At 47.8% G+C, this 23737-nt stretch carries 17 protein-coding genes and 1 tRNA gene; 5 read left to right on the plus strand and 13 right to left on the minus strand.

What is annotated here, in order from left to right; translation table 11 throughout:
• Position 1 precedes the first annotated feature (1 nt).
• The 4 genes from ACTHR2_RS05725 to ACTHR2_RS05740 form a co-directional block, all read right to left on the minus strand.
• A tRNA-Gln gene (locus ACTHR2_RS05725) sits at positions 2-77 on the minus strand.
• Between the two features lie 5 nt (positions 78-82).
• On the minus strand, positions 83-931 hold the full coding sequence (gene ispE, locus ACTHR2_RS05730; RefSeq protein WP_263341810.1) for a 4-(cytidine 5'-diphospho)-2-C-methyl-D-erythritol kinase: 849 nt from the start codon (positions 929-931) through the stop codon (positions 83-85).
• Between the two features lie 8 nt (positions 932-939).
• Complete coding sequence (lolB, locus tag ACTHR2_RS05735) at positions 940-1524, minus strand: lipoprotein insertase outer membrane protein LolB (RefSeq protein WP_070824019.1); 585 nt, start codon at positions 1522-1524, stop codon at positions 940-942.
• 56 nt (positions 1525-1580) lie between these two features.
• On the minus strand, positions 1581-3443 hold the full coding sequence (locus ACTHR2_RS05740) for a tetratricopeptide repeat protein (RefSeq protein ID WP_263336740.1): 1863 nt from the start codon (positions 3441-3443) through the stop codon (positions 1581-1583).
• Positions 3444-3618: 175 nt separating this feature from the next.
• On the opposite strand from ACTHR2_RS05740, the gene ACTHR2_RS05745 reads away from it, so the two are divergent.
• Complete coding sequence (locus ACTHR2_RS05745) at positions 3619-4224, plus strand: CoA pyrophosphatase (protein WP_263336743.1); 606 nt, start codon at positions 3619-3621, stop codon at positions 4222-4224.
• A gap of 52 nt (positions 4225-4276) precedes the next feature.
• Here ACTHR2_RS05745 and cysG read toward each other — a convergent pair whose 3' ends face one another.
• Complete coding sequence (gene cysG, locus ACTHR2_RS05750) at positions 4277-5674, minus strand: siroheme synthase CysG (protein WP_263336747.1); 1398 nt, start codon at positions 5672-5674, stop codon at positions 4277-4279.
• A 319-nt stretch (positions 5675-5993) separates the two neighbouring features.
• Between cysG and ACTHR2_RS05755 the strand changes: the two genes are divergently transcribed.
• The 3 genes from ACTHR2_RS05755 to recA all read left to right on the plus strand — a co-directional run bounded on the left by ACTHR2_RS05755 (position 5994) and on the right by recA (position 11183).
• Entirely contained in the window at positions 5994-8558 is a 2565-nt protein-coding gene (locus tag ACTHR2_RS05755; RefSeq protein WP_263336750.1) for a glycoside hydrolase family 66 protein, read from the plus strand.
• A gap of 138 nt (positions 8559-8696) precedes the next feature.
• Positions 8697-9989 (plus strand): 3-phosphoshikimate 1-carboxyvinyltransferase, encoded by a 1293-nt coding sequence (gene aroA / locus ACTHR2_RS05760; RefSeq protein ID WP_263336753.1) that lies wholly within the window; start codon positions 8697-8699, stop codon positions 9987-9989.
• A 147-nt stretch (positions 9990-10136) separates the two neighbouring features.
• Positions 10137-11183 (plus strand): recombinase RecA, encoded by a 1047-nt coding sequence (gene recA / locus ACTHR2_RS05765; RefSeq protein ID WP_003680794.1) that lies wholly within the window; start codon positions 10137-10139, stop codon positions 11181-11183.
• Between the two features lie 92 nt (positions 11184-11275).
• Here the strand turns inward: recA and fghA are convergent, their stop codons facing one another.
• A complete protein-coding gene (gene fghA / locus ACTHR2_RS05770) occupies positions 11276-12124 on the minus strand; it encodes an S-formylglutathione hydrolase (protein ID WP_440375462.1) in 849 nt (282 codons plus the stop codon).
• 496 nt (positions 12125-12620) lie between these two features.
• On the opposite strand from fghA, the gene ACTHR2_RS05775 reads away from it, so the two are divergent.
• Positions 12621-14333, plus strand: coding sequence for a proline--tRNA ligase (locus ACTHR2_RS05775; protein ID WP_440375463.1), 1713 nt, complete (start codon positions 12621-12623; stop codon positions 14331-14333).
• Between the two features lie 66 nt (positions 14334-14399).
• Here the strand turns inward: ACTHR2_RS05775 and pflA are convergent, their stop codons facing one another.
• The 7 genes from pflA to ACTHR2_RS05810 all read right to left on the minus strand — a co-directional run bounded on the left by pflA (position 14400) and on the right by ACTHR2_RS05810 (position 23736).
• Positions 14400-15206, minus strand: a complete 807-nt coding sequence (gene pflA, locus ACTHR2_RS05780; RefSeq protein WP_263336766.1) for a pyruvate formate lyase 1-activating protein — start codon at positions 15204-15206, stop codon at positions 14400-14402.
• A gap of 138 nt (positions 15207-15344) precedes the next feature.
• A complete protein-coding gene (gene pflB / locus ACTHR2_RS05785; protein WP_263336769.1) occupies positions 15345-17630 on the minus strand; it encodes a formate C-acetyltransferase in 2286 nt (761 codons plus the stop codon).
• A 303-nt stretch (positions 17631-17933) separates the two neighbouring features.
• Positions 17934-19232, minus strand: a complete 1299-nt coding sequence (locus ACTHR2_RS05790) for an adenylosuccinate synthase (protein WP_440375464.1) — start codon at positions 19230-19232, stop codon at positions 17934-17936.
• A gap of 43 nt (positions 19233-19275) precedes the next feature.
• Positions 19276-20433, minus strand: coding sequence for an ATP phosphoribosyltransferase regulatory subunit (locus tag ACTHR2_RS05795; RefSeq protein WP_440375465.1), 1158 nt, complete (start codon positions 20431-20433; stop codon positions 19276-19278).
• Between the two features lie 346 nt (positions 20434-20779).
• Complete coding sequence (locus tag ACTHR2_RS05800; protein WP_440375466.1) at positions 20780-21727, minus strand: IS110 family transposase; 948 nt, start codon at positions 21725-21727, stop codon at positions 20780-20782.
• A 542-nt stretch (positions 21728-22269) separates the two neighbouring features.
• Entirely contained in the window at positions 22270-23445 is a 1176-nt protein-coding gene (locus ACTHR2_RS05805) for a zonular occludens toxin family protein (RefSeq protein ID WP_440375467.1), read from the minus strand.
• 9 nt (positions 23446-23454) lie between these two features.
• Entirely contained in the window at positions 23455-23736 is a 282-nt protein-coding gene (locus tag ACTHR2_RS05810) for a DUF2523 family protein (RefSeq protein WP_070459371.1), read from the minus strand.
• Between the last annotated feature and the right edge of the window lies 1 nt (position 23737).

A 23737-nucleotide genomic window follows, 5' to 3' on the forward strand; every position in this document is an offset into this window, starting at 1 on the left:
TTGGCTGGGGAGGAAGGATTCGAACCTTCGCATGCTGGAATCAAAATCCAGTGTCTTAACCGCTTGACGACTCCCCAACTTACTAAATCATATGATACAGTGGATGAACATCTAATCCTTCCACACAATAAGCTTCATATGATTGAGAAACCTGTTGGTAAATTGTATGTGCTTCTTGATGAGATTCACTTGCTATAAACAAACAAGCCCCGGAACCAGTCATTAATGCATGACCATATTGGGATAACTCAACATAAGCCTTCCAAACTTCAGGATATTCCTGAAACACAACCGCCTGCATATCATTTTGAAACGGCTGTAACGATTGGAAAGTCGGCATTATGCTGGGTTTGGAATCCCGTGTCAAGCCTTCATGCGCAAAAATTTTAGCTGTTGCCACATGGACGGGGGGCTTAACGATAACATACCATTGTTTAGGGACATCTATTTCAGCCAGCTTCTCGCCCACGCCTTTGGCAAAAGCACTTCTTCCAAAAATAAAAAAAGGAACATCTGCGCCAAGACTTACGCCTAAATCAATCAGTTGCTGCCTGCTCAAGCCGCATTGCCACCATTGGTTTAAAACCATTAAGACTGTGGCTGCATCAGAGCTGCCACCGCCCAATCCGCCTCCGGTCGGAATCACCTTATCCAACCAGATTTCAACGCCGTGCGGCACGTTTGCATAGGGCAGTAATAATTTAGCCGCCCGATAAGTCAAGTCTTGCTCAGGCTTAAGCCCTTCGACCGGCGTATGCAGAATAATCTGCCCATCAGTACGCATTTTCAGATGAACGGTATCGTATAAGCCGATCAAACAGAAAATACTTTCCAAATTATGATAACCATCGCTCCTACGGCCGGTAATCCTCAAATCCAAATTTAATTTAGCCGGCGCAGGAAAGGCTTGAATTTCCTCTGAAACAGACATGGCATCTTCTATTTGCGTGCTGCGCATCGGGTTTGTCCATTCTTATCCAAAGAGTGGTTTACCGTATCGAACACCAAGCGGATATTAAACTTGGCATTCTCAAGTTGAAGCGTTTTGGGCTGCCCTGAACTATTTAAAGTGCGCGATATCGTCCAGTCAAACTGCTCCAGACGGCCATCAGGCAGAATTTTGTATGGCGCATTGGCAACGCGTTTACCATCTGCCCAAATATGCAGATATTGAACCGGTAAAGCAAAGCCCAAAAGCTGTCTGCTCAATTCCTCAGCCGTTTCCGCCTGATAAACCTTACCCTTACTGTCTACTGCCAATACACCTTCGCTGTCTTGACATAGCTGGCCTACGGTATTGCCCAATGGGGTATTCACATCAATGGTTTGAACCGCGTTCTGATAAGTCCAGTCGAAATTGGCATAAGAGCCTTTGCCTTCCACTTTGACAGCCAAACGACCATCTGCGCTAAAATCCTGCACCTGCTCGGCCGCTTGCCAACTGTTTTGCTGAGGTAAGTTTGGCTGCGCACAGGCAGCTAAAAGCAATAAGGCTGCAACCGATGATAATTGTTTTAAATTCATGGATATTCCTTCATAGGCCGTCTGAAATCAAACGCTTTTCAGACGGCCTTTTGGTTTTATTTGTGTTTTTGAGTATGCGGTTTGCTGGGCGTTATACCGAATTTGGACATTGTCTCTTTTAATACTCGGAGATTGCTTCCACGTTTCAAGCCGTCATTCCAGATTTCTTTGGCCTTGTCTTGGTCGCCAAGTGCCCATAGGACTTCGCCCAAATGTGCGGCGACTTCGGCTTCAGGTTCTTTTTCGTAGGCATATTGGATATACGGCAAAGCCATTTGGGCATCGCCTTTAAGATAATAAGCCCAGCCTACACTGTCATTAATGGCTGCGCTTTCCGGCTCCATCTGATAGGCCGTCTGAACCATTTTAAACGCTTCTTCCAAATCCTTGCCGTTAGACAGCAAGGTATAGCCCAAAGCATTCCAACCGTGCGGATTGTCCGGATACAACTCAACAACTCGGCGCAAATCGGCAATCGCCTTTCCTGGCTGATTCAGCTTCTCATACACCATCGAACGCTGATACAACACATTGGCAAGCAACTCCGGAGAAGCTTGGGTTTTTAAGGATTTTTCAGTGGAATTTACCAAGCTGTTCAAAGCGTTCAACGATTCTTGAAGATTGGTATTTTTAGACAATACAAACAAAGCCGTATTTAGCAAATCACTGGCTTCAAAATAACGTCCTCTTTGCTCGGGCATTTTTTGTGCGCGTTGCACCAAAGCCCAAGCCTCTTTATGGTTGCCCTGTTTGGCTTCGATGGAAGCAGCCAAAATGGTCTTATCAAACGTATAAGCCGTAGCTGTTACCTTATCCAGCCATTGTTTGGCTTTGGCAAAATCTTCAGCATCATTGTAAGAAACCGCGCCAATCAACGCCGCACGGCTGCGCTGCTCTTCCGTACCAGCTTTATAAGCCTTTTCCAGATAACTGTTTACCGCAGAAATATTTTCCGTCTTGCTGGCGGACAATAAGGCGGCCTGAATATACAAATCAGGGTTGGGATTTTCTTCCAACAAAGTCTGCAAACGCTTAAAAGCCTTATCATTTTGGCCATGAGCGATCAAATTGGCGATGTCTAATTCCTGCCAAATCGGAGATAAGGTTTTGGTGTCTGTCTCTTTGAAGAAATTGTCCAGAATATCAGGATGCCGTTGCGCCATCAGTCTCAATGTAACAAAAGTCGGTGGCAAAATTTCATTGTCTAACTTGGCCAATCGCTGCAATGCCGCAATGGCGTGTTTCTTTTGACCGTCTTTTGCACTAAAAATTGCATCCGCAATCGCCGCTTCTGGAAAGTCTTTATAATTCAATGCTGTTTTATGTACTTGCTTGACCGCATCGCTGGTCAGATTCGGCTGTTGGGCTGCGGTTTGTGCCAAAAGCAGGAACACGCGCTTTTGCTCATCTTCACTACCGCCTGCAATTACCTTGTCCAAGCCGCTCAAATTCTTATCGGCTTTACCCAGCAGCAAATTGCGCAACCAAATCATACGCTTTTGTGTTTCACCAGGCTCAGGCTCGATTTCGCGCCATTTTTGGTAAATGGCTTCAGCCTGTTCAAATGCGTTTAAAGAAACCGCCATCTCCAAAGCGCGTTCGGCCACTTCGGGAGATTTGGTGCTATGCAACGTCAAAATATACGTAAACAGCGCAGAAGCCGCATCGCCCTTTTGTAAAGCCAGTTCTGAATTTAACAAAGTAAAAACCTGCGAGGTGCGGTTTTGTATACCCAACAGACGTATCCGCTCCTGCTCGCGCTCTTCGGGAGAAAAACGGTCGGCACGGCTTTTCTTTTTAATAATCTTAGCCGATTCAAAAACTGCATTTGAATCGCCAGGCGCAGCAAAAGTTTGTGTAGCAAACAACATCATTACAGCCGCAGCTGCCACTCGAATACGTGATGGGGAAAACAACATAACTATCCTTTTTGAGAACCTGCCGGCATTTTCAGACGGCCTAAGCACTTGCAGAACAGACGCAAAGCTTTATTTATCATTCAGGCATAACTGTAACACACGCACCCTATTTTGTTGACACGGTAACCGTAAACCTTGTGTAATCCTCATCTGCATAAAACAATCAGCACCAAAAATGAATACCGACCAACTTATCCATTTCCTCACTCAAGCTTCACACTTCAGCAGCCGTATGCAAGCAGAGCGCAATCAATTAGTTACCGCCCAAACGGTCAAAGAAGCAGCTGTTTTGGTCGGTATTGTTTTGCATGAAGATGCGTGGCAAATTTTACTGACCAAAAGAGCCGATACCTTAAGGCAGCACACCGGGCAAATCGCCTTTGCCGGCGGCCGCAAAGATGCCCAAGACGACAGCCTAATGGCAACGGCGTTAAGAGAAGCTTATGAAGAAACCGCCATTCCGATTACCGCATGGCAGACTTTTGCGCCGCTACCCTTTTATGACACGCCTTCCGGCTATCGTGTTACACCTGTTCCGGCAATTTGCGTCCAGCCCGTCAACCCCAAAGCCAATCCCGACGAAGTAGCAGAAATTTTTTATCTGCCTTTGGACTTCGCCTTAAACCTGCAAAACTACACATTCCGCCAACTTCATCACAACAATCAAACCCTCGCCCTCCCCGCCCTGCCTTTCCAACACTACGACATCTGGGGGCTGACCGCACTCATTCTATACGGACTGGCAGAACGTTATCAGCAATATTGCCAAGCTTTTAAATAAGGCAAGGCCGTCTGAAACCAATATTCAGACGGCCTGAGTTAATCCATTCTCTTTACGCGGCTTCTTCGAAATATTCGATACCTTCTCCGAACCATTTCATCTCATTGCGCAAGGCAACCACTTCCCCAATCACCATTAAAGCCGGACGCTCCGCTTCGGCAGCCAACAAGCCCAAATCTTTCAGACGGCCTGTCCGCACGGTTTGATTCGGTAAAGTCCCATTGGAAATCACGGCGACAGGCGTAGAAGGCTGCCTGCCATAAGCCATCAGTTTTTCCGCAATCTCGGTCGCTTTAAGCGTCCCCATATAAATTACCAACGTTTGGCGGCTTAAAGCCAAAGTCTGCCAATCGGGCTGGCTGCCCTCATGTTTACTGTGGCCGGTCACAAATAAAGCACTTTGTGCGCAATCGCGATGGGTTAACGGAATACCAGCATAAGCAGTGGCACCAAGCGCGGCAGTAATGCCCGGCACAATGCGGTAGGCAATTCCGGCCTGATGCAGGGTTTGCACTTCCTCCCCGCCACGCCCGAACACAAACGGATCGCCGCCTTTCAACCTCACTACGCGCTCGCCTTTTTGAGCATGTTCAACCAATAGACGGTTGGTTTCTTCCTGCTGGACATGATGCGCACCGGCGCGTTTGCCTACACTAATTTTCACCGCATCTTTACGCACCATCGCCAAAATCTCATCCGACACCAAAGCATCGTAAAACACGGTATCCGCAGCCTGAATCGCCTGCAAAGCATGTATGGTCAGTAAGCCCGGATCGCCCGGCCCTGCGCCCACCAAAACCACTTCGCCGCCAAACGGCGTTTCCCGGTTCAACTGCGTGATCAATTCGCGTTCCGCCGCTTCGATATTGTTTTGAGCCGCAAAAATACCGAAACGGCTGTCAAACAACTTTTCCCAAAAATAACGGCGTTGTTCGACATTATTCAGCGTTTGCTTAACCTTCTCACGCCATTTGCCGGCAATACGCGCCATTGTACCCGTATGCAGCGGAATCAATGTCTCGATAATCTGCCGCCATTTCCGCGCCAAAACAGGCGCAGTACCACCACTGGATATGGCTATTTTCAACGGCCCCCTATCCACCACGGCAGGCACGATAAACGAACACAAGTCCGCCGTATCCACCGTATTGCACAATTTCGCCCGTCGTTCCGCCGCTTCAAAAACACGGCGGTTAAATCCATCATCATTCGTTGCCGCAATAACAAAATACACTTCGTCCAGCATGGCTTCTTCAAACAAGCCGCCCAGCCAAACTATTTTCCCTTCAGTCGCCCATTGCTGAAACTGCGGATTCAAAGTTTCCGCAACAACGCGCACACGCGCTCCGGCAGACAACAGACTTTCCGCCTTGCGCTCGGCAACCTTGCCCGCGCCTGCCAGTAAAACTGGGCGGTCTCTCAAATCGGCAAACAAAGGATAATGGCTCATGGTCGTGCTCTTGCTTTATCAATGATTGTCCGCCGATATTAAAGGCCGTCTGAAAAAATAGGAAAGAATGGTTTCTGATTTTCTTATGGTGTTTGGTTATATGCCTGCAAAAACCGTCTTTCGAATAACAAAACATTCAGACAGCCTTTTTGAATTTCAATCATAAACCGAATTATTTTAGATATTTGCTATCAAACGGGGAACTTATTTTCTGCTCTTCCTACTAAAAAGTCTTAACAATTATTCATATCAACAACTTAAGTGATATTAATTTGTTAAGGTAATTTCAAAATATAATATTTAGAAGCGAATATACAGCATGACAACTGAAGCAAAAACAGCCCCTTTGCCGACTATTCTCTTTAACAAGGCAGCCTATGCCAACGGCGATGATGCTATTCTGAACATCTCCAATGCGACAGACAAAATCACCTCTGTTACCGTCAGCCATTTGGGTACGGAAATCCAAAAATTGGATAATCTGAACTCAACCTCCGTCAAACTCTCTTCCGATATTTTTTCACCCAATTCAGGCTACGTCGTCAAAGTAGAAACCGTTGACAGCACCGGCAACCACACCAGCAAAACACTGGGATTGTCTGTCGAAGACGACTGGACCATTTTCCCCCGCTATGGCGTAGTAGCGGGGTCTAACGATAATTCGGCAGAACGAAACAACTCCATGACCAATGACCAGCTCAAAGGCTATCAAAACAATATCGATCAGCTGGCACAAATGCACATCAACAATTATTTCTTCTATGATGTGTACGACACAACCTCCAATCCATTTCCAAACGTAAACAGCTTCAAGCAAGAATGGGCGACTTGGGCTGTCAGAAACGGCCAACCAAACCCTCCCCAAATCGATACCCTGCTGATTAAAAACCTCGTGAACAAAATTCACGAAAAAGGCGGCAGTGCCATGCTCTACAATATGCTTAACGCCGCCTCCAATGACGAACTCGATAACCCGGCCATCAAAGAAATTTTAAATAATGTCAAACTCTACAATGCCCAAGAGCATTCCAACTTCGGCAAAGCCGGTGCAGAGACCAAAACATCCGTACAACAATTCGTCGATCCTGCCGACAAAAGCTGGCAAAACCATATCGTCAACACCATGATCAAAGCCCTGAAAACAGGCGGCTTTGACGGCTGGCAGGCCGACACCATGGGTGATAACCTCGTTTACAAAATACAAAACGGCCAAAAGACTGAAAACTTCAGAATGTCTGACGGTTATGACGATTTGTCAGCCGCGGCTGCGGAAAAACTACACGATTACGGTCAAACTTATATGATCAACGACATCAGCACCGGCAGGGCCGATGTCTTATCTGCCACCGGCATGGATGTTCCTTACTCAGAAATCTGGCCACGCGATTTTAAAGATACAGCCGGAAATACCCATTATGAAAACCACAACTATGCCGAGCTTAAACGCTTGGTAGGTCGTCTGTACGATTACAATCACGTTTCCCCGATTATTGCCGCCTATACTCAAAAAGATACCCAGCTAGAAGATCATTCTTCCGAACTCAATCCGGACAACGAATTGCTGGTCGATGCCGTTATCGCAGCGAGTGGCGGCTACCACATGACTGTTGCCGCATTAAACAACCTCCCGGATAAAAACGCACATGGTTTTGGTATTTTGCAAGATCCATACTATCCCGCTCAAACGCTCAAAACCAACGAAATCCTGGCCAAATCAGAATTCAACTATCAACAATTCATTACCGCCTATGAGGAGCTGCTTCGCGGCGAAGGCTTGGTTGAACTCAAAGACAGTCATGCCTCCATCGTAGCATCCGACGGCTACGACATGACTTCCATCTCAGGTGAAGGAGGCAAAGTTTATACATGGACCAAAGCCACCGCAGACGGCGGCCGAGTTGTCCAATTAATCAATCTCGCAGGCCTCGACAAAGACACCAATTGGAACAGCTCCAACCACCACACGCTGAAACTCGACAACCCTAAAGTCAGAATCCCGTTTGATATAGAAATCAGCGCAGAACAGGCCGAGCAAGCCATCGTACAACTGGCTTCCCCCGACTCAGACGATATATCCATGCACACATTGGAATCTTCCGTCATCTATGAAAACGGCAAACCGGTGGCACTGGAAGTCACCGTACCGAGCCTGGATGTCTGGGATATGCTTTATGTCAGCAATTTAGGGCAGGCAAGCGTCAGCCAAACCTTTGCCGACGACAAAACCACATTCAACGGCACCCACACCGACGACCATATCAAAGGTACTGAAAGCGAAGACATCATCTACGGCAACCGGGGCAATGATGAGATTCACGGCGGCAGCGGCAATGACAAATTGTCCGGTGGCACCGGCGACGACGTTATCAACGGCGATGCTGGCAGCGATATTCTCTACGGAGGCGGTGGCAATGACCATCTAAACGGCGGTTTAGACAACGACACGCTGTATGGCGGCGCCGGTAACGATACTATGTTGGGCGAAGCAGGCAACGACATCATTCACGGCGGCGCAGGCAACGACACACTATTCGGCGGCTTAGGGGACGATATATTGCGCGGCGAAGCCGGTAACGATACCTATGTATTCAATCGCGGCGAAGGCCATGACACCATTTTCGACCATCACGGCACAAACGCCATCCAATTCGGCGCAGGCATCTCCCTCTCGGATCTGTCACTCGAAACAGTCAACGAAAAGGACGGCACGACTTGGAACATCACCATTCGTGGCGAAAACAATCACAATGACCTCATCACCATCGACCACCAATATGCCGGCATCCATACCGACGCCCAAGGTAAAAAAATTCCCTCAGTCAGCGAATTCCGCTTTGACGAAGGTACGTTCAACATTGACCAGTTAATGCATATTTTAGGTTAACCATTAAAATATTGAGCATCCCAAAGCCGGACTTTTAAAAAGAGTCCGGCTTTTCTTACCCACAACGCCACTTCCATTTTTCAGACGGCCTTTGCCTGCGTATAATATCGTTTTGTCTACAATTTGAAATCCTAACCAATGACCGAATCCATCCGCCTGCCCGCTTCTACACTCAAGCCTTCCACCGTTGCCCTGCCCGGTTCCAAAAGCATCAGCAACCGCACGCTGCTATTGGCCGCACTCTCCGACAATGTTTGCGAAATTCATTCTTTGCTCAAATCCGACGATACCGACCGAATGCTTGAAGCACTCGACAAACTCGGCGTGCAAATTGAATCTTTACCTGAAGGCCGTCTGAAAGTTCATGGCACCGGCGGCCGCTTTCCCAACCAAACTGCCGATTTGTTTTTAGGCAACGCTGGTACGGCATTCCGCCCTTTGACTGCCGCACTTGCCGTTCTGGGTGGCGACTATCATCTGCACGGCGTACCGCGTATGCACGAACGCCCCATCGGCGATTTGGTGGATGCGCTGCGGATTGCAGGCGCGGACGTACAATATCTGGGCAATGAAAACTATCCTCCGCTTCAGATCGGCAAACGCCAAGACAACGACGAGCGCGTTATTCCGATTAAAGGCAATGTTTCCAGCCAATTCCTGACCGCCCTGCTGATGGCTTTGCCCCTGACCGGACAAGCATTTGAAATCCACATGGTAGGCGAGTTGATTTCCAAACCTTATATCGACATCACGCTCAAGCTGATGGCGCAGTTCGGTGTGAACATCATCAATGAAGACTACCGTGTATTTAAAATCCCGGCCGGTGCCAAATATCATGCACCCGAACATTTATATGTGGAAGGCGATGCCTCCAGCGCGTCTTATTTCTTGGGCGCAGGCCTGATTTCGGGTACACCCATCCGCGTGACCGGCATCGGCGCACACAGCATTCAAGGCGACGTTGCCTTCGCACGCGAACTGGAGAAAATCGGTGCGGATGTTATTTGGGGCGAAAATTTTGTTGAGATTTCCCGCCCTGCCGAGCGCAAGATTCAGGCTTTTGATTTGGATGCCAACCATATTCCAGACGCAGCCATGACCTTGGCCATTGTTGCACTAGCTACCAAACAGCCCTGCACCCTGCGCAATATCGGCTCATGGCGCGTCAAAGAAACCGACCGTATCGCCGCCATGGCAACCGAGCTGCGCAAACTGGGGGCTGAAGTCGTTGAAGAAGCCGAAGCCATCCATATTACGCCGCCCGAAACACTTATCCCCGATGCCGTCATCGATACTTACGACGACCACCGCATGGCCATGTGTTTCTCGCTGGCTTCGCTTTTGGGCGTCCCCATCATCATCAACGACCCGAGATGCACGCATAAAACTTTCCCCGACTATTTCCAAGTTTTCGCATCATTAACCAACTGATTGATTATTCAAAGTTTTAGACGGCCTGTTGCATACAAAAAACACAGACTGTCTGAAAAATAAAAATAAAACTATACTTTTTCTTAATTTATGCGATAATAGCTAAATAAATTCTTAGCGATTCATATTTCCTTTCGGAGAGAAAACATGTCAGACGAAAAAAGCAAAGCCTTAGCTGCCGCCCTTGCCCAAATCGAAAAAAACTTCGGCAAAGGCTCCATCATGAAAATGGACGGCAGCCAACAGGAAGAAAACCTTGATGTTATTTCCACCGGCTCCCTCGGCGTGGACTTGGCGCTCGGCGTTGGCGGTTTGCCCCGCGGCCGCGTAGTTGAAATTTTCGGCCCGGAATCCTCCGGTAAAACCACACTCTGTCTCGAAGCCATTGCACAATGCCAAAAAAATGGCGGCATCTGTGCATTCATCGATGCCGAGCATGCTTTTGACCCGATTTATGCCCGCAAACTCGGCGTAAAAGTCGAAGAACTCTATCTCTCCCAACCGGATACCGGCGAACAGGCATTGGAAATCTGCGATACATTGGTACGTTCCGGCGGTATCGATATGGTCGTTGTCGACTCCGTAGCGGCACTTGTGCCTAAAGCCGAGATCGAGGGCGAAATGGGCGACAGCCACGTCGGCCTGCAAGCCCGACTGATGAGCCAAGCCCTGCGCAAACTGACCGGCCACATCAAACGCACCAATACATTGGTCGTCTTCATCAACCAAATCCGTATGAAAATCGGCGTGATGTTCGGCAGCCCTGAAACCACGACCGGCGGTAACGCGCTCAAATTCTACGCCTCTGTCCGCCTCGACATCCGCCGTACCGGTCAGATTAAAAAAGGTGATGACGTGATTGGTAACGAAACCAAAGTCAAAGTCATCAAAAACAAAGTTGCACCTCCGTTCCGTCAAGCCGAATTCGATATTCTTTACGGCGAAGGCATCAGCTGGGAAGGCGAATTGATCGACTTGGGCGTTAAACATGACATCGTTGAGAAATCCGGTGCATGGTACAGCTACAACGGCGCAAAAATCGGCCAAGGTAAAGACAATGTACGCGTTTGGCTGAAAGAAAATCCTGATATCGCCAACGAAATCGATGCCAAAATCCGTGCGGCAGTCGGTATCAATGTTGATATTACCGAAGGCAAATTGGACGATACCGACGGCGAACGTCCTGAGGAATAAGTCTGTTTGAAATTAAAGGTTAAAGACCAAATAAAGGCCGTCTGAAATCCAACCATTAATCGGATTTCAGACGGCCTTTTATTCAATACTGCTTAAAGCCCTAATGCCTGAGCGTGAAACTCAATATGCGAATCGATAAAGCTGGCAATAAAGAAATAGTCATGCCCATAGCCCGGGCGTACTTTATATTGGATATTGAAACCTTTTTCTCGTGCTGAGCGAACAAACCCTTCCGGTTGCAGGACTTCAGGATACAAAGCATCTTCACTGCCGACATCAATCAAAACAGGCAATTTATGCGAGGCCGTCTGAAGCAGCTCTGTACTGTCATAACGTTTCCATGTTTCCACGTTTTGACCCAAATAAGCTGACAACGCCTGCCTGCCGCCTTCCGTATCGATAGGATGACATAAAGGCGCAAAAGTGGAAACCGCAGCATATCGGCCGGGATGCTTCAAAGCCAAATGCAGCGCGCCATGCCCGCCCATGCTGAAACCTGCAATGCTGCGCTCTTTCGTTACCGGAAAATGATGCTCGATCAAATCAGGCAATTCTTGGCTGATATAACTTTCCATTTGGTAATGCTGCGTCCAAGGTGCTTCAGTTGCATTGACATAAAATCCGGCACCCTGCCCAAGATAATATTCCTCACTGTCGGCAACATGCTGACCGCGTGGCGAGGTATCCGGAAAAGCCACAATAATATTCCATTGTGCCGCAAAACGTTGGATTCCGCTTTGCCGAACCAATTCAGAACCATCACTATTTAAGCCGGAAAGAAAATATAAAACAGGCGCGGGATAGCCTTTTAAGACTTGTGGCGGCAGATAGACATCAAATACCATATCCGTCCGGCAGGTTTGAGAAAAATGGCGGTACCGTTCCTGATGCCCATTAAACATCTTTCTGCGTTCCAGCAAATGCAATTCTGAATTTTTCATTTTATTCCTTGTAGGGAAACAACAATAAGCAGAATGTTAGCGCAAAACCTGCCCATCGTGTTGTTGCCCTATCCTTTTAAGTCAACCCAATCTGCTTTAAACAAGGCTTGCCAATCATGCGAAATCATTACGCCGACAGCATTTAAAATCTATACACAATCTCTGTGGATAAATCTGTTGATAAGCTTTGGGTAATCGTAAAATTTTCTTTAGGAACAAACCAAGTCTTAAATTGACTAAAATTTAATCAAATAAAACATAATAAAATCAAATAGTTATATTTATAAGATTTTACTATAATCATACAGTGAAAATTTATAGGTAAAACAAGGTTATGCGGCTTTGTGCATAAATTAGGGTTGACATCCCTAAAAATCGCCCTGAATCAAAAGCTGCGTAAAACAACGGTCGATTTCATCAGATGCTATTCAAAAGACACGCGGCCATACATTTTGCGTTACAATACGCACTTATTTTAAAGAAAGAAAAATACGCCATGAAAGCCTCCCAGTTCTTCATTTCCACTCTTAAAGAAGCCCCTGCCGAAGCCGCACTTGCCAGCCACAAGCTGATGATTCGTGCCGGCCTGATCAAAGCCAACGCATCCGGTCTTTATACTTGGATGCCGATGGGTCTGCGCGTATTGCGCAAAGTTGAAAATATCGTGCGCGAAGAAATGGCCCGCGCAGGTAGCGTGGAGCTGCTGATGCCGGTGGTACAACCTGCCGAACTGTGGCAGGAATCCGGCCGCTGGGAGTTTTACGGTAAAGAACTGCTGCGCCTGAAAGACCGTCATGACCGTGATTTCTGCATGGGTCCGACTTGTGAAGAAGTGATTGCCGACATCGTGCGCAAAGAAGTCAACAGCTACAAACAACTGCCGAAAAACTTTTACCACATCCAAACCAAATTCCGCGATGAAGTACGTCCGCGCTTTGGCGTGATGCGCGCGCGCGAGTTCGTCATGAAAGACGCTTATTCCTTCCATGCCGACTATGCCTCGCTTCAGACGACCTATCAAGATATGTACGACGCTTACTGCCGTATCTTCACCCGTTTGGGTTTGGAATTCCGTCCTGTTGCCGCAGATACTGGCAGCATCGGCGGTACCGGCTCTCACGAATTCCAAGTATTGGCTGAAAGCGGCGAAGACGTTATTGCATATAGCGACACTTCTGATTACGCCGCCAATATCGAGTTGGCACCGACTTTGCCGCTTAAAGGCGAACGCGCTGTCGCTCAGGCTGAATTGACCAAAGTACATACACCAAACGTCAAAACTATAGAGTCTTTGGTTGAATTCCTGAATATTCCGGTTGAACAAACCCTCAAGTCCATCGTGGTCGAAGGCGAAAACGAAGGAGAACTCGTCCTGCTGCTGTTACGTGGCGACCATGAATTTAACGACATCAAGGCAGAAAAACTGGCCGGCGTGAAATCGCCACTGACCATGGCAAGCCCTGCGGCGATTGTTGAACAGTTCGGCGCAAACGGCGGCTCTCTCGGCCCTGTTAACTTCAAAGGTAAAGTTTATGCCGATTTCGCCACCGAAAAAGGCGCAGACTGGGTTATCGGCGCGAATGAAGACGACTACCACTATACCGGCTTCAACTTCGGCCGAGATGCTGCCGAGCCTGAATTTGTCGATTTACGCAATGTCATCGAAGGCGATATCAGCCCTGACGAACAAGGCCGTCTGAAACTGGCGCGCGGTATTGAAGTCGGCCATGTCTTCCAATTGCGCGACAAATATACCCAAGCCATGAATGTTAGCTTCTTGGACAATAACGGCAAATCCCAAATCATGGAAATGGGCTGCTACGGTATCGGTATTACCCGCGTTGTTGCCGCCGCCATCGAACAAAACAACGACGAAAAAGGCATTGTTTGGACCAAAGCAATGGCGCCGTTTGAAGTCGTTATCGTGCCGATGAACTACAAAAAATCTGAAGCCGTACGCGAAGCCGCCGACAAAATCTATGCCGAGCTTTTGGCTGCCGGTGCGGATGTATTGCTGGATGACCGCGACGAACGTGCAGGCGTATTGCTGAATGACTCCGAGCTGTTGGGCATCCCTCACCGCATCGTCATCGGCGATCGCGCTTTAAAAGAAGGCAATGTCGAATATGCCGAACGCCGTGACAATCAGGCTCAAGCCGTTGCAGTATCAGAAGTTGTCTCCAAGATTTTGGCCGCATTGAACGCTTAAGTCTTTTTCAATCATGAAAAGGCCGTCTGAAACCGATTATCTCGTTTCAGACGGCCTTTTTCTGTTTTAATAAATAATGTTTTTTCCGTAGCTCTCTAATATTTCTTTGATTTTCAAAATGGTTTCTTTAGGCGGCGGATGTACGCCTTTTAATTTGTATTCGTCACCGCACAAAGCCCATTTGTGTGCGCCCAATTCGTGATACGGCAAAAGCTCGACCATTTCGACATTATCCATATCACCGATAAACTCGCCCAATAAATGCGCTGAACGCTCATCATCAGTATAACCGGGAACAACCACATAGCGCACACGCGTCGGCTGATTGCGTTCGGCAAGATAGCGCGCGAATTTCAGCGTTTTGGTATTTGGAATACCGACAAGCACTTTATGAATTTCAGGATCGATTTGTTTTAAGTCGAGCATGACCAAATTGGTATGATCGAGCAAATCATCCAAAATCGAATCATAGTGCAAAGCATAGCCATTACTGTCGAGACAGGTATGGATATCGTGTTCCCGGCAGGCCGTAAACCAATCGCGCACAAACTCATATTGCAATAACGGCTCGCCGCCGGTTGCCGTTACGCCTCCGCCTGTCGCACGTAAATAATGACGATAAGTCATGACCTGCTTCATCACGGTTGCCACATCCAATTCCTGCGCCTGCTCAGTATGAAAATCCCAAGTATCACGATTATGGCAATACAGGCAGCGCATCAGGCAACCTTGCAAAAAAAGCACGTAGCGCAAACCCGGACCATCGACAGCGCCGCAAGATTCAATAGAATGAATAATGCCTTTGCCGTTATAGTGACGGTGGCCAAGGTCTTTCAGTTCCGGCTCGGGGGTAATGGCAAAAGTCGTGGACATAGTGTTCGGCTCAAAAATGTTTTTGCTTATATGGATTGTACGATAATAAAGGCCGTCTGAACATTTCAGACGGCCTCGGAGCTTTGTTTCAAAACAAACCAAATGCAAATTTAGCTTCTGGTTTGTTTCTCCACCCGATTACATGGTTTCTGTGAACGTACGGGTAATCACATCAAGCTGTTGTTCGCGGGTCAGCGAGTTGAAGCGAACCGCATAACCGGACACACGAATGGTCAACTGCGGATATTTCTCCGGATTGTGCATCGCATCTTCCAAAGTCTCACGATTCAATACGTTGACGTTCAAGTGTTGGCCACCTTCCAAAATACCGTCTTCATGGTGGAAATAACCGTCCATCAAACCGGCAAGGTTGCGTTCGCGAGAATGCTCGTCTTTACCCAACGCGCCAGGAATAATGGAGAAGGTATAAGAAATACCGTCTTTGGCAAACTCAAATGGCAGTTTGGCTACAGAAGTCAATGAAGCAACTGCACCGTTGACGTCACGGCCGTGCATTGGGTTTGCACCCGGACCAAACGGAGCACCTGCGCGGCGGCCGTCTGGAGTATTACCGGTTTTCTTACCGTAAACAACATTGGAAGTAATGGTCAGTACGGACTGAGTCGGAGTAGCGTTGCGGTAAGTTTTGTGGGTTGCCACTTTTTTCATAAAGCGTTCAACCAAATCGCAGGCAATATCGTCAACACGGTCGTCGTTGTTACCGAATTGTGGGTATTCGCCTTCGATTTCAAAGTCAACAGCAATACCGTTTTCATCGCGAATCGGTTTCACTTTGGCGTACTTAATGGCGGACAATGAGTCGGCAGCCACAGACAAACCGGCGATACCGCAAGCCATCGTACGTTTCACGTCGCGGTCGTGCAACGCCATCAGCGCGGCTTCGTAGCTGTATTTGTCGTGCATGTAGTGAATGATGTTCAACGCGGTAACGTATTGGGTTGCCAACCAATCCATGAATTTGTCCATGCGCTCAAAGACAGTGTCGTAGTCCAAAACTTCGTCCATAATCGGCTCGGTTTTCGGACCAACCTGCTCTTTAGATTTCTCGTCCACGCCGCCGTTGATTGCGTACAACAGGGTTTTCGCCAAGTTGGCACGGGCGCCGAAGAACTGCATTTGTTTGCCGACCACCATCGGGCTGACGCAGCAGGCAATGGCGTAGTCGTCGCTGTTGAAGTCAGGGCGCATCAAATCGTCGTTTTCGTATTGGATGGACGAAGTATCGATGGATACTTTGGCACAGAATTCTTTAAAGCCTTGTGGCAGTTGTTCAGACCACAATACAGTGATGTTTGGCTCAGGAGACGGACCCATGTTGTACAGGGTGTGTAACACGCGGAAGTTGGTGCGTGTTACCAAAGTACGGCCGTCCAAGCCCATACCGCCGATGGATTCGGTTGCCCAAATCGGGTCGCCGGAGAAGAGTTGATCGTATTCCGGAGTACGCAGGAAACGAACCATACGCAGTTTCATCACTAAGTGGTCAATGAATTCTTGCGCTTGGGTTTCGGTAATCACACCGTTTTTCAGGTCGCGTTCGATGTAAATATCTAAGAACGAAGACACACGGCCGAAGGACATCGCTGCGCCGTTTTGAGATTTAACGGCGGCAAGGTAGGCAAAGTAAGTCCATTGGATGGCTTCTTGTGCATTTTTTGCAGGACCGGAAATGTCATAGCCGTAAGAAGCCGCCATTTCTTTCATTTGACCCAAGGCTTTATATTGTTCGTTGATTTCTTCGCGGCGACGGATCACTTCTTCCAAGTCCACACCGTTTTCCAAATCGGCTTGCAGTGAGTTGAACTGGTTGAGTTTGTCTTTCATCAAGAAGTCGATACCGTACAATGCCACGCGGCGGTAGTCGCCGATAATACGGCCACGGCCATAAGCATCCGGTAGACCGGTGATCACGCCTGATTTACGGCAACGGCGGATGTCGGGAGTGTAAACGTCAAACACGCCTTGGTTATGGGTTTTGCGGTATTTAGTGAAAATTTCGCTGACTTCGGGATTCAATTCAACGTTGTACACTTTGCACGCGTCTTGCACCATTTTTAAACCGCCAAACGGCATGATAGAGCGTTTCAAAGGCTCGTCTGTTTGCAGGCCGACGATGGTTTCCAAATTTTTGTCGATATAGCCTGGAGCATGGCTGGTAATACCGGAGACGATTTGCGCGTCGATTTTATACGGCTCGTGCGTACGGTTTTCAACCTTGATGCCTTCCATCACTTCCGCCCACAGCTTGGTTGTGGCTTCGGTTGCTGGTGCCAAGAAAGAGGCATTGCCTTCATATGGCGTGTAGTTTTTTTGAATAAAATCGCGGACATCTACGTTGGTTTCCCAGTTGCCACCGACAAAACCTTCCCAAGCGGCAGGACGTTGCTGAACATCATTTGACATATCAAGCTCCTAATTTTATTGAAAATATAGACTGTAAATTTTCTGAAAGGATAACATCAATACCCATTTATTTACAGGGGTTTTTATGAAATAAAATTACAGATTTGGTTTTTCTTGATTTACGTCAATGAGAATAATTGTTACTTGGCACTACATCTCACTTTCCAAACATTCGTACTTAAAAACAGCGTAAAATACAAAATTCAGCCCTGAAGACAGGTGTTCTTCAGGGCTGAATTTTTATTGCATTTCATATAAAAGGCCGTCTGAAAAATTCAGACGGCCTTTTATTCACTTAATCAATTAAGCAAACGGATGATGCAAAACGATGGTTTCTTCACGGTCAGGACCGGTTGAAACAATAGCCACAGGCGCGCCACACACTTCTTCAATACGTTTCAGATAAGCTTTAGCGTTTTCAGGCAGTTTGTCGTACTCTTTCACGCCGAAAGTCGACTCACTCCAACCAGGCATGGTTTCATAAATCGGTTTGCAGGTTTCTACCGCATCGGAGCCGCAAGGCAGAATGTCGGTTTTGCTACCATCAGGCAATTCATAACCTACACAGATATTGATGTTTTCAATACCGTCCATTACGTCCAGCTTGGTAATGCACATGCCGGAAATGCCGTTAACTTGAATAGAGCGTTTCAGAGCAGCCGCGTCAAACCAGCCACAACGACGCGCACGACCGGTTACAGAACCGAACTCATGACCGCGCTCAGCCAAACCTGCGCCTACTTCGTCAAACAATTCAGTCGGGAATGGACCGGAACCCACGCGAGTCGTATAGGCTTTAACAATACCCAAAACGTAATCCAGCATTTGCGGGCCTACGCCTGCACCAGCAGAAGCGGCACCAGCCAAACAGTTGGACGAAGTTACAAACGGATAAGTACCGTAGTCGATATCCAGCAACGTACCTTGCGCGCCTTCAAACAACAGGCTTTCGCCTTTGCGGTTTTTCTCGTTCAAAATACGGGAAACATCGGTAATCATCGGCGTAATGCGCGGCGCAACTTTTTCAATGACCGCCATCACGTCTTCAACTTTTACCGGCTCGGCACTGTGCAGGTGTTGCAACTGAACATTGTAATAAGCCAAAACAGCTTCCAGTTTTTCAACCAGTTTTTCAGGGTGCAATAAGTCCACCACGCGAATCGCGCGACGGGCAACTTTATCTTCATAGGCGGGGCCGATGCCGCGACCGGTTGTACCAATTTTGCTTTTACCGCGTGAAGCTTCGCGTGCTTGGTCAAGCGCAATGTGGTAAGGCAGAATCAATGGGCAGGTCGGAGCAATTTTCAGACGGCCTTCAACGTTTTTCACACCGGCAGCGTTCAATTCGTCGATTTCACCCAACAATGCTTCAGGAGAAACCACGACGCCTGAGCCGATGAAGCAGTCCAAAGTCTCGTGCAAAATGCCGCTTGGAATCAGGCGCAAAATGGTTTTTTTGCCACCGACGACCAAAGTATGGCCGGCATTGTGGCCGCCTTGGAAACGTACAACACCGCTGGTTTCTTCCGCCAGCCAGTCAACAATCTTACCTTTGCCTTCATCACCCCATTGGGCACCGATTACGACAACATTTTTAGCCATAGCCATCTAACCTTATTTCAGATACAAAATTTCAAAATAAAACTCAATCGTTCAAAGCGATTACTTTCCAAACACCGTCTACCTGTTTCAGACGGCCTGTAACCTCTTCCGAACCGTTATAGCCGATACCGTAATCGATAACGACACATTGTCCTTGTTCGTGCAAAGCATCTACCGCTTCTTGAGCCGCAGGCATGTCTTTTACATCGACAGCCACGACGGATTCCCGTCCGATAGCAGGAAGGCGGCCGATAAAGCTGCGCAAATCAAAACTGAATCCGGCTGCAGGACGCGCTCGTCCGAAGTATCCGCCCAATCCATCATAACGGCCGCCGCGTGCCACAGCATCATGACGGTTTGAACCATAAGCCGCGTAAAGCAAACCTGTGTGGTAATTGTCAACGCGCAGTTCCGACAAATCGATATGCACTTTTTGATTTGGGAACGCATCGCATACTGCCTGCAATTCATCCAAAGCCGCACTGACTGCGGACAATTCCGGTAATTTCTCTCTAGCCAAAGTCAGCACTTCGCGACCGCCGTACAGTCGGGGCAACAATGAAAACGCTTTTGCCCACATACCGTCAAGCTTCCACTCTTTGACCAACTGGCTGACAGCCTCGGCATCTTTGTCCTGCATCGATGACAGCAGGATTGCCGATTGCTGCTCATCCAAATGCGCGGCATTTGCTAAAGAACGGAATACGCCGATATGTCCCAACGAGAGCAAAACTTCGCCCATATCAGCGATCTTCATGCTTTTCAGCATCAAATCAATCAATTCAATATCCGCTTCAATGCCTTCCAAGCCATACATTTCCGCACCCGCCTGCAAAGGCTCGCGCATATTGAGCAATCCGTCAGGCCGCGCATGAAGCACCGAACCGGCATAGCATAAACGGTTGATGCCTTGGTTGGCAGAAAGCAAGTGGGCATCAATACGCGCCACCTGCGGCGTAATATCCGCTCGGATACCGAGTTGACGGCCGCTGAGCTGATCGACGACCAAAATGGTTTTCAAAGACAAACCGGCATCGATATGCGTCAATAAGGAATGGCTGTATTCCATCAATGGCGGTTGCACCAATTCATAACCATGCACGCGGAACAAAGCCAACAGCCGCTCACGGGCGCTTTCCAGTTGTCGGGCATTGGTCGGTAACACGTCGGCAACGTGTTCAGGAAGCTGCCAAGACTTCATGAGAATCTACCTCTGTTTTTTTTGTAAACATAAAGGGCTGCTTAAATTTAAAACCAAATCAGCCTGACGACTGAAATTTTCCTGAATGCGTCAACGGCAAATCCGATGCGGCTTCAACAAAACTGATTTTAAATTTAAACAGCCCCTGAGTAACGGCTTCAAACCGTCGAGTTATTAAAATCAGACTTTACCATATTAAAACGAATTTTGCACCCTGTTTACAGAGAACGTAAAAAACATTAAAAACAAAGATAGTGTTTTACCTGTCTATAATATTTACATTTCTTAACTGCGCAACAATGCAATGCCCTGAGTTTTCAGGGCATTTCTTTTTATGCTTTAGCTTCTACTCGTAGCGGCTATTATCGAAGTCCTGCCCTGTCTTTATCAGATAGTAGGCAATTACAGCCAGTTTCCGCATGAGTGCGACGATTATCACTTTCGGCCTTTTGCCGTTCTTTTGCAGTCGGCTTACATACTTGGCAAAGGTGCTGCTTCGGTATGCGTGCATAGCCGGAATAAACAGGGTTGTTCGCAAATGAGTATTGCCCAACTTGGAAATGCGCGGTCTGCCTTTTAGGCTTGTTCCTGACTGGTTTTCCTTGGGGTCTAAGCCTATATAGGCTACAAATTGCGCTGCGCTCTTGAATCGGTCCTTTTGGATCAGAACTGACAAAAGGCTGTTGGCCGCTGCTTCGCCTATGCCTGTGATGGTTTTCAGGCGCTCTTTTTGGATTTTGTAGTCGGGATTGTCTTTGTGAAACTGGTTCAGTTGGTTTTGAACGGCTTTGATTTGCTGTTGAAGATGGGTAATGGTGGACTGTATAAGTGGAAGCAGGTAAGCGGGGGCGGTTTGGAGTTTGGTTTGTTCGGCTGCTTTTTGGCGTTTCAGGCGGTTTTGGTATCGTGTCAGTTCTTGCAGTTTTGTTTGTGCTTCGGTGGGTTTCTGCCACGGTCGGGGTTCTAGTGCTTTGCAGTATTGGGCTATAGTTTTTGCGTCTTGGCGGTCTGTTTTGCTTCTTTGTAAAACGGCTGTTCCGAAACCTTTTATTTTACGTGGGTTCTCTACACTCATTCGGTAGTATTTGCTCAAATATTCAGCTGCTGCTTCGTAGTATTTCCCTGTTGCTTCGCAGCAGCAATGCAGCCTTTCTGTTGCGCCGTTTTCTTTCAGCCAGTCTTTCAGGTCTTGAAATCCGGCCTGGCTGTTTTTGAACTTACGCTCAAAAAAAAGGCCGTCTGAAATCAGACAGCAATCTATTGTTAATTTCGATACGTCTATTCCTAAGTACATGGGGTTTTGCCTTATGAATACGGGCTTTTTGCCCTAGATAGTGTTCAAATTCAGGTTATTAGAAGACCCGTGCTTCAATCTTTGTTACAGCCTTGTAGCTGTGCCGTACTTACGAAGTCACGGGCTTTGCTTGGTGTTTCGTCAAACGCCAAGCCCTGAAAATGCTGGTTTCACGTTCAGGGCTTGGGGCTTTAAATGTTTTTGCCTTCGGCGACGTTCGCCACGTGGCAGAGGGTGGGGCAAAAAACACACCCCACCCCTTGCTGGAAGCGTCTTTGGGTGGGTTAGCGTCAAGGGGTATCCAAAAAGATTTATAAAGGCAAAAAGCACGCCTTTACAAATCTTTCTGGACGTCCTCCCCCTGACTTGTGTTAGGGTGGTCTATTTGGCTACGTTATATCCATAATAAATAATTACTGCTGCTCCTATTAACGACATTATGCACATCGGCAGAACGAAATATTTAAAAAATCCTCGCCAGCCTTTACGCTCATAGGTCGTTGCCGCCCATATCCCTAAAAAAAACGCCAATCCCGCATTCATCAATTTACCTTTCCACCCACATTCGTCAGGGCTTTATCATTGTATCCGTCATACATCAGATTTTGCTGGGATGCCCCGCCCATTGTCAAGACCTGCGGAGCGTCTGGAGTGTATGCGGTCTCAGTCGGTTTTACAGCTTCTGCCGTCTTCGTTTTGTAGGGATTAAATGGTAAACCGTCTTTGACGTAGTTCAGGCAGGTTTGTTTGCCGATGTCTTTAATCTTCGTGCCTTGGTCGGTGTAACAAGTGCAGCGGTTCTCTACTTTGATACAGGCGGCAGGCCAAGGCATGACTTTTACGGCTTTGTTCATGCCGTCGTATATCGGTGCGGTTTCGGGGCGTTCGGCGATACGGGGCTGATAGTCTTCTTCTGTCAGATGGAGCTTTGGCGGTTCTGACGGCGTTTGCACCTTTGCGGCTGCGTACTGCCCCGAAGCGCCGTCGTCCGCCGCGGGAGCGGCTGCCGCCTGCGCTTCGGGGCTTGCCGCTTGCGCGGCAACGTGTGCTTGTGCCGTCTGTCCCGCTGTTTCTATTGGTTTTTCCATATTTTTCCAAAAGGAAGCGAAATAATACAAACCTCCGCCAAGCATGGCTATTGCGATGGGTATCAGGTACAGAACCTTGCTACGCTTGGTTTTGATTTTGGTGTGTTCTTCGGCTGACTTGTACAAGCCGTACACGCTCTTGTCGAGCTTATAAACGCTGACGAGGGCTTCTTTAATGTTCGCCCTGCTTTCTGGTTCTTTTGCTCCCCCTGTCGTCCATTCGAGCTTGCGGCGCAATCCTAGATTTGTTTTGCCGAAATGTGTGTGGTGTTCAATCAGGGAGCGGAGGTTTACGTCTATCAGGCGCGGATGCTGTGTAATAAGCAAGAAATCTAAACCTCTGTGTCTGTGGGTTTCGAGTTCTGCGACATAGTCGGGAACGGCAGAACTGCTGGAACGTGGGCGAAATATACGCTGACATTCGTCAACGACGATGATTGCGCCGTCAGGCGCCCATTTTGGCCACGTTTTAATGCTTTCGCCTTCGGGTATTTCTTCGTGGAGTATTTTTAGGTCAGGTATGCCGTCAATGAACAAGGGGCGGTTTTTGAAATCTTTGCGTTTGGCAAGCATAGAAACGACGTTCAAAGTTTTGCCCGAACCCGGTACGCCTGTGAACAGATATAACATATTTGCTTCCTATTTCGACTGAATGATGGTAGACAGTTTTTTAAAACCTTTTAGGGATATGACGAAGCTGAACGCACCAAATATCCAATTCAGAATGACACCGAATCCTGCTATATACAGTATTTGCAATGCTTCGTCGGGGAAACCGCCGATACTGCGGCTTATTTCGTTGATGAAATAATCCTGCAAAGCATTCAGTCCTGTTACTGAAATAAAACTTAAACCTACGGCGGTCAGTATGCGCCCTGCTACAGACATAAGAACGCCTGTTATCAATGAAGCCCAGTTCATT

The sequence above is a fragment of the Neisseria sp. P0006.S004 genome (genome assembly GCF_051963015.1).
Lineage (GTDB): Bacteria > Pseudomonadota > Gammaproteobacteria > Burkholderiales > Neisseriaceae > Neisseria.

What these genes read in the sequence shown, in the direction of transcription:
- ispE (WP_263341810.1), bottom strand. Translation starts at nt 931, where the DNA reads ATGTCTGTTTCAGAGGAAATTCAAGCCTTTCCTGCGCCGGCTAAATTA.
- lolB (WP_070824019.1), bottom strand. Translation starts at nt 1,524, where the DNA reads ATGAATTTAAAACAATTATCATCGGTTGCAGCCTTATTGCTTTTAGCT.
- ACTHR2_RS05740 (WP_263336740.1), bottom strand. Translation starts at nt 3,443, where the DNA reads ATGTTGTTTTCCCCATCACGTATTCGAGTGGCAGCTGCGGCTGTAATG.
- ACTHR2_RS05745 (WP_263336743.1), top strand. Translation starts at nt 3,619, where the DNA reads ATGAATACCGACCAACTTATCCATTTCCTCACTCAAGCTTCACACTTC.
- cysG (WP_263336747.1), bottom strand. Translation starts at nt 5,674, where the DNA reads ATGAGCCATTATCCTTTGTTTGCCGATTTGAGAGACCGCCCAGTTTTA.
- ACTHR2_RS05755 (WP_263336750.1), top strand. Translation starts at nt 5,994, where the DNA reads ATGACAACTGAAGCAAAAACAGCCCCTTTGCCGACTATTCTCTTTAAC.
- aroA (WP_263336753.1), top strand. Translation starts at nt 8,697, where the DNA reads ATGACCGAATCCATCCGCCTGCCCGCTTCTACACTCAAGCCTTCCACC.
- recA (WP_003680794.1), top strand. Translation starts at nt 10,137, where the DNA reads ATGTCAGACGAAAAAAGCAAAGCCTTAGCTGCCGCCCTTGCCCAAATC.
- fghA (WP_440375462.1), bottom strand. Translation starts at nt 12,124, where the DNA reads ATGAAAAATTCAGAATTGCATTTGCTGGAACGCAGAAAGATGTTTAAT.
- ACTHR2_RS05775 (WP_440375463.1), top strand. Translation starts at nt 12,621, where the DNA reads ATGAAAGCCTCCCAGTTCTTCATTTCCACTCTTAAAGAAGCCCCTGCC.
- pflA (WP_263336766.1), bottom strand. Translation starts at nt 15,206, where the DNA reads ATGTCCACGACTTTTGCCATTACCCCCGAGCCGGAACTGAAAGACCTT.
- pflB (WP_263336769.1), bottom strand. Translation starts at nt 17,630, where the DNA reads ATGTCAAATGATGTTCAGCAACGTCCTGCCGCTTGGGAAGGTTTTGTC.
- ACTHR2_RS05790 (WP_440375464.1), bottom strand. Translation starts at nt 19,232, where the DNA reads ATGGCTAAAAATGTTGTCGTAATCGGTGCCCAATGGGGTGATGAAGGC.
- ACTHR2_RS05795 (WP_440375465.1), bottom strand. Translation starts at nt 20,433, where the DNA reads ATGAAGTCTTGGCAGCTTCCTGAACACGTTGCCGACGTGTTACCGACC.
- ACTHR2_RS05800 (WP_440375466.1), bottom strand. Translation starts at nt 21,727, where the DNA reads ATGTACTTAGGAATAGACGTATCGAAATTAACAATAGATTGCTGTCTG.
- ACTHR2_RS05805 (WP_440375467.1), bottom strand. Translation starts at nt 23,445, where the DNA reads ATGTTATATCTGTTCACAGGCGTACCGGGTTCGGGCAAAACTTTGAAC.
- ACTHR2_RS05810 (WP_070459371.1), bottom strand. Translation starts at nt 23,736, where the DNA reads ATGAACTGGGCTTCATTGATAACAGGCGTTCTTATGTCTGTAGCAGGG.